Raw genomic sequence first — 3,242 nt, forward strand, 5'->3', positions numbered from 1 at the left:
GCCTCGCCGCCCACGCCGACAACGTGCTGAACGTCTCCGGCATGGTCTTCGCCGCCGCCGTCTTCACCGGAGTCCTCACCGGCACCGGCATGGTCGAGCACATGGCCCGAGCCGTCGTCGGCGCCATCCCCGACGGGATGGGCCCGCACATGGGGCTCGTCACCGGGATCCTGTCCATCCCGTTCACGTACTTCATGTCCAACGACGGCTTCTACTTCGGCATCGTCCCGATCCTCGCCGAGGCCGGGGCCGCGCACGGCGTGGCGCCCGTCGAGATCGCCCGCGCCTCGCTCGTCGGGCAGGCCCTGCACATGTCGAGCCCGCTCGTCCCGGCCGTCTACGTGCTCGTCGGCATGGCCCGGGTCGAGTTCGGGGACCACACCCGGTTCACCGTCAAATGGGCCGCGCTCACCTCGCTGGTGGTGCTCGGCGCCGGGCTCCTCTTCGGCACCATCTGAGCACGGCGACCCGTACGGCAGCCGGAGTCCGGGCCGAGGCCTGGCAGGGGCCGGCCGGTCCGCCCGGTTGTCGGCGCGCGGGTGGTCAGCCCAGCCGTTCCAGCAGATGGTCGCCCACGCGCAGGGCGTTGGCCATGGCGGTCAGGGACGGGTTCACGGCGCCGATGCTCGGGAAGAAGCCGGTGTCCACCACGTAGAGGTTGTCCACCTCGTGGGCCCTGCAGTACGTGTCGAGGGCAGAGCCGGCCGGATCCACGCCGAAGCGGACCGTGCCCGCCTGGTGCGCGGTGGCGCCGATCGGCATGCCCTTGTGCAGGTAGACGCTGTGGTCCAGCAGATGGTCCTCGTGCATGCCCAACCGGCCGAGCATTCCCTGGAGTTTGAGCCGCAGCTGCTTGAGCCCGGCGATGTTGTTCCGCTCGTCCAGCGCGAGCCGGACCGCGCCGTTCCGGTCGACCGTGACGCGGTTGTCGGGGTGCGGGAGGTCCTCGCCGCACAGCCAGAAGTCGACGGCGTGGTGCGCCAGCACCTCGAACGGCATCTCCGGCGCTGCCGCCCCCGCCCAGCGCGGCGCCTCCGCGCGGATCTGCTCGGCGTCGGACTTGCCGAGCATCTGGATGCCGCCGAGCGGATAGTCCCAGTCGTCCGAGCCCGCGTACCAGTCGTTGAGGGCCAGCGTCTTCTGGAACCGTGTGTCGTTCGGCTCCCGCGAAACCGCCATCAGCGCCAGGTTGTTGTGGCGCATGTAGTGGCGGCCCACCACGCCCGAGCCGTTGGCGAGCCCCTGCGGATGCCGGTCGTTCGCCGAGGCCAGCAGCAGCAGCGCCGAGTTCACGGCCCCGCAGGAGACGACCACGATGTCGCCGGTGTAGGTGGTGGTCCGGGCCGCCCCTTCGTCGCCGACCTCGGCCACGACCCCGGTGACCGTACGTCCTGTGGCGTCCGTCTCCAGCCGCCGCACGTGCGCGTTCGTCACCAGCTCCACGTTCTCGTGCGCCAGCGCCGGGTCCACGCACACGACGTGCGCGTCGGACTTCCCCTCCACCAGGCAGGGAAACCCGTCCACCCGGTCGCATCGGATGCACGTACTGGTACGGGTCGCGCGCCCGTACGCGTCCTGGGTGAGCCGTACGCCGATGGGCAGATGGAACGGGTGCAGCCCCTGCTTCTCCAGGTCGTCGCTGAGCCGCTGGATGCGCGGCTCGTGCTCGACCGGCGGGTACGCGTACGGGGCGCTCACCGGGCCGCCGGTCGGGTCCTCGCCGTGCCGGCCGTGCACGAAATACAGGTGCTCGGCCTGGGTGTAATACGGCTCGAAGTCCCCGTAATCGAGGGGCCAGGCCGGGGAAACGCCGTCGTGGTGGCGGATTTCCCCGAAGTCGCGGGGGCGCAGCCGGAACAGCGCGGCGCCGTAGAACTTCGTATTGCCCCCGACGTAGTAGTTCACCTCGGGCGGGAATTCCCGGCCGTGCTTGTCGTACCAGAATTCGGGTGCCCGGTACTTGGCCTTCACGAAGACGGCGGTCGAGTCCCAGTTGTCGCGCTCGCGCGGCAGATAGTCCCCGCGCTCCAGCAGCAGAACGCGCTTCCCGGACGGCGCCAGGCGGTGGACGAGGGTGCCGCCGCCCGCGCCGGAGCCGATCACGATGACGTCGTAGTGCGTACCGTCGCTCATGGCGCCCTCCTTGCTCAGAGAACGGCGATCGGATTGACCGGGGACCCGGTGGCGTGCGGCAGCCGCAAAGGCGCCACCACGCAGAAGAAGGACCACCGCCCTTCCGCCGCGCACACCGGCGCGAGATCCTCCAGTCGTAGATAGTCCAGCAGGTGAACTCCCAGCGCGTGCACGGCGAGTACGTGTACGGGATACGCGACGTCCTCGGTGCGGCTCGGTGCGGCGTCGCTGTTGCCGTCGCAGCCGAGTACGGCGACCCGGCGGTCGGCCACGAACTCCATCGCCTCCGGATGGAGCCCGGTCCGGCCCTCCGCCGGGTCCCACGGCCCGAGTTCGGCCCTCCGGCGCCGGTGCCCGAGCCGTACGAGCAGCAGGTCCCCCTCCCGTACCCGCACGCCCTGCGCCGTCTCGGCCGCGGCGAGTTCACCGGCCGTCACCTGCTCCCCGGGCTCCAGCCACGGGACTCCGCGCAGCCGGGGGAGGTCGAGCAGGACGCCGCGCCCGATGATGCCGTCGCGGGCGAGCGCGACGGTGAGCTCGCGGGCGCCGTCCGCGGTGACGGTGGACGCGGGGACGCCGCCGTGCAGGGTGCCGTCGTAGACGACGTGGCAGAGGGCGTCGAGGTGAGTGTCCGCGTCACCGTGCACGTTGGTGGCGAAGCGATCCCGGGCGAAGTGGAGGCCGTGGCCGCTCGCACCGGCCTCGGGCCGGTGCCAGGCGGTCATCTCGTGCCGCGCCGGATCCGGGTTGTCGGGGGAGGGCCGCGTCTCGACCGGCGCGGCGAGGCTGATGCTGCGCCCGGTGCGTATCTCGCCCGCGGCGACGCGTACTTGGGTGGGTGTCAGGTAAGCGAGGGCCCCGCGGGGCCCTCCGGCGCCGCCGGCCTGCGCGCGGGCCCGCAGCCGGGCCGCCAGCCCGGCGAACTCGGCGGCCCCCACGAGAGCCGCCGCGCCGCGCACCGCACGAGCACCCATAACCCACCCAGCGTCGCACGCCGTGCGCGCTCCCGCGCGGCGAACCCACGGCCCCCCGCGCGCCCGCGCGCACGCCGTGCGACGCTGGCTGGGTTCTCGGTGCTCGTGCGGTGCGCGGCGCGGCGGCTCTCGTGG

General features: G+C 72.4%; 3 protein-coding genes. 1 reads left to right on the forward strand and 2 read right to left on the reverse strand.

The window, feature by feature from the left end; translation table 11 throughout:
• A partial coding sequence (locus AOK16_RS03860) for an SLC13 family permease (RefSeq protein WP_276202471.1) occupies nt 1–458 on the forward strand: 458 nt, incomplete at its 5' end.
• 85 nt (nt 459–543) lie between these two features.
• On the opposite strand, the gene AOK16_RS03865 is transcribed toward AOK16_RS03860, so the two are convergent.
• The gene (locus tag AOK16_RS03865; RefSeq protein ID WP_055470793.1) at nt 544–2,133 is read right to left on the reverse strand and encodes a GMC oxidoreductase; all 1,590 of its coding nucleotides are present in this window, start codon (nt 2,131–2,133) and stop codon (nt 544–546) included.
• A gap of 14 nt (nt 2,134–2,147) precedes the next feature.
• Complete coding sequence (locus tag AOK16_RS03870; protein ID WP_055470794.1) at nt 2,148–3,107, reverse strand: cyclase family protein; 960 nt, start codon at nt 3,105–3,107, stop codon at nt 2,148–2,150.
• Nucleotides 3,108–3,242 lie beyond the last annotated feature (135 nt).

Source organism: Streptomyces pathocidini, from assembly GCF_001418495.1.
Classification (GTDB): Bacteria; Actinomycetota; Actinomycetes; order Streptomycetales; family Streptomycetaceae; genus Streptomyces; species Streptomyces pathocidini.